The organism is Streptomyces sp. NPDC059564 (assembly GCF_042735575.1).
Lineage (GTDB): Bacteria > Actinomycetota > Actinomycetes > Streptomycetales > Streptomycetaceae > Streptomyces.
Window position 1 is genome coordinate 1 of sequence record NZ_JBHWBP010000572.1, and the last position, 3,130, is coordinate 3,130.

General features: G+C 69.2%; 3 protein-coding genes. 1 reads left to right on the top strand and 2 read right to left on the bottom strand.

The genetic code is table 11. The features are described 5' to 3' along the window. Positions 1-149 precede the first annotated feature (149 nt). The gene (locus tag ACFV0Q_RS40310) at positions 150-602 is read left to right on the top strand and encodes a nuclear transport factor 2 family protein (protein ID WP_385012911.1); all 453 of its coding nucleotides are present in this window, start codon (positions 150-152) and stop codon (positions 600-602) included. 310 nt (positions 603-912) lie between these two features. On the opposite strand, the gene ACFV0Q_RS40315 is transcribed toward ACFV0Q_RS40310, so the two are convergent. Together ACFV0Q_RS40315 and ACFV0Q_RS40320 are read right to left on the bottom strand one after the other, a co-directional pair. Then, positions 913-2,058, bottom strand: coding sequence for a serine hydrolase domain-containing protein (locus ACFV0Q_RS40315; protein ID WP_385012913.1), 1,146 nt, complete (start codon positions 2,056-2,058; stop codon positions 913-915). 167 nt (positions 2,059-2,225) lie between these two features. Continuing rightward, positions 2,226-3,130, bottom strand: a 905-nt coding sequence (locus ACFV0Q_RS40320; RefSeq protein ID WP_385012915.1) for an amidohydrolase family protein, incomplete at its 5' end; no start/stop codon positions are given.

The following is a 3,130-nucleotide window of genomic DNA, read 5'->3' on the forward strand; positions in this document are numbered from 1 at the left end:
GCGGTGATGCTGCGCTGGCTCACCAGTGCCGTCATCACTGGCAACGGCGCCACGCCCACCGGCGACATCGAGAAGGTCACCGGCCAGCCGCCCACGACCTTCCGCGAGTTCGCCGAGCGCTACGCCCACACCTGGACCCTGGAGGCGAAGTGACCAAGACCGTCAGCGACAACACGCCCCTGATCGGGGCGAACAGTCCCTTCTTCCGTATCATCAAGGAGGGGCTGGACGGCCTGGTCGACGGGGAGGACTACTACGACCTGCTGGCCGACGACGTGGTCTTCGAGTACGTGATGACCGTGCCCGGGTACCCCCGGCGGGTCGAGGGACGCCAGGGGATCGTCGACCTGTACAGCGACTACGGCACCTACGTGACGCTGCGCAGCGCGGACAATCTCCGCGTGCACCGGGACCCGGAGACCTCGGTGGTCGTCCTGGAGTACGAGGTCCACGGCACGTCGGCCCCGACAGGGCGCGCCTACGACAATCGCCTCGTCTCCGTCGTGACCGTCCAGGACCGCAAGGTGGCGCACTGGCGCGACTATCTCGACCCCACCGCAATATTCGACGCACAGGGCTGGCCGCGGAGCGGTCGCGCGTAAGTACGGGGCAAGGCGGCGGAACAACCGGTACGAGCATGTGTGGGCGATCCCGGCCGCGTACGTGCCCTGGCTCTCGAAGCCTACGACCGCCTGACACAGGACTCGCCCTGGCCGAGATCGCAGTCGACGGCTGCATCACGGCTACGCCGGTGCCAAGCCCTGTATCCCAACGGCCGAGTTGGGCTTCACCGCCGAGATCTCCGGTAGGGGAGCCCCGGCCCCGTTCCGGGCGGTTTGCCCGCTGGGTGGCAGAGCACCCGCAGGCAAGCGGTACCGCTGGGACACCCGGCTGACCGGCCGGGCCCCAAGGCTACGTGGGGTCCGACGGGCACAGTTGCTCGTCGATCAGGGTGTCCATGGCCTGCTCGCTGCCCGGACCGCCGTTGCCGGTGCGCTCGACCACGGCTGTCCTGCGGCCGTCGGGGGTGACGCCGTCGCGAGTGCTGTAGCCGGGGACGTCGCCGGCGTGGCCGAAGTAGCCGCCACCGCAGGACAGCGGCAACCACATGAGCCCCAGGCCGTATCGCGCCCCGGGCAGGACAGGGGCCGGCACGGTTGTCTGCATCTGGGCCAGCTGGGCCGGGGCGAGCAATCGGCCGCGCATCAGCGCCGTGTAGAACGTGGTCAGGTCTGCGGTGGTGCTGGTGATCTCTCCGGCGGCGCCGGCGGCGCTCGGGTTGAACGCGGTGACGTCGATCGTCGGGCCCGACCCGAAGTTGGAGTATCCGTGCAGGTGCGGGCCGGGTATGGACGGGTCGGTGCCCGGTGTGCGGGTGCGGCGCAGCCCCAGGGGCTGGATGATGCGCGTGGTGACCTCGTTCTGCCAGGTGTGCCTTGTGACCCGGTTGATGATCATGCCGGCCAGGATGTAGTTCGTGTTCGAGTAGTTCCACCCGGTGCCGGGGGCGAAGTCCGGCGCGTGCCGCATGGCGATGGCGACCAGTTGCTCCGGGGTGTAGGTGGTGTAGCGCTCGGCCAGGAAGCCCTCCGTCGAAGCGAGCCCGGGCAGGTCGGCGGTGTAGTTGAAGATCCCGCTGGTGTGCTGCAGCAGCTGGCGAACGGTGATCCTGCTGCCGTCGTTGCCGTTCCCGGAGACCACGCCCGGCAGCCAGTGCTCAACGGTATCGTCCAGCGACAGCCGTCCCTCACCGACGAGTTGGAGTATCACCGTGGCCGTGAAGGTCTTGGTGGCGCTGCCGATACGGAAGGCGTCGTAGCGGCTCGCGCGCACGCGGGTGTCGGCGTCGGCCTGTCCCACGGACGCGAAACGGTGGCCGCGCGGCCCGGTCGTCTCGGCCACGACCGCGACGTTCCCGGTGTCCTTGATCGCGTTCACCTGGCTCCACAGCGAGCCCGGTCCGACCGTGACCGCTTCGGCCGCCGGTGCGCACACCAGCGCGGCCAACGCGCCGACGAGCACAGCAGCACCTAAGCGCCGCGGGTTCCTGTTGCGCATGAGTCGTCTCCTCGCGAAAGGGCTGTAGTACCACAACGGCGGTGCTACAGCGACGGTATGGAGCAACCCGGTCGCCAGCGATGGGGCTAGCACCCGGGCCGGGGTGCGGCTGGCCCCCGTTCTGTGACGGGCGCAGGTGATGTCCGGGACGGGCTCCGCTTCCTCGGTCACCGAACACGTCGTCCCTTGATCCACACTCCGCGGATACGGGTGGTGGCGCCGATGTCCTGAGTGGGGTCACCGTCGATGAGCAGCAGATCGGCGCGGCGGCCGCCTTCGATCACGCCGCGGTCGGTCAGGCCGAACACCTCGGCCGCGGTAACGGTCGCGCCCCGCAGCGCCTGGGCGGGGCTGAGCCCGGCATCGACAAGTAGGGCGAGCTCTTCATGGAGGCTTTGCCCCGCAGGAGGAGAGAAGGGGGCGGTGGGGTCCTGGTTGGAGTCCGTTCCGGCGATGATGGTCACGCCGGCTGCCAGGTGGGCGGCAGTTGATCTCCGGGCGCTGGCGTAGTCCATGCGAGGCATCAGCCCGAGCCTGCCCATGACCCGGAAGAGAGGCTTCCTGCCGAGAGCGGCGGTGAGTCCGCGCATCATGGTCAGCGTCGGCGAGACCACGATGTCCTTGGCGGCGACCTCGGCCGCGAGCCCGGGGTCCAGTGCACCGGCGATGGGGGCGTGGGTGAGGATATCGACGCCCGCGTCGACGGCCGTGCGGATGGATGTGGGGGTCATGGCGTGGGCGATGACTTTCAAGCCCGCGCCATGGGCGCGCGTGATCAGGGCGGCGATGGTCTCAGGGGACAGTGCGGCGGTGCCCGGCTGTTGGGGATCATCGACGATGATCTTGATGTAGTCGACGGAACGGCGGATCTGGTCGCCGATGAACCGGTCGGCGTCCGCGCTGCCGGTCACCGCGATGGATTCGGGATAGCCCATCTTCTTGGTCTGCGTCGATTTCGGCGCCACCGCCGGATAGCCGGCGCTGTAGAGGTCGGCCACCTCGTCGTGGTGCCGCAGTGGCAGCAGTTCGTCGGGGTGGGGTGTCGCCATGTCCAGGACGGTGGTGACACCCC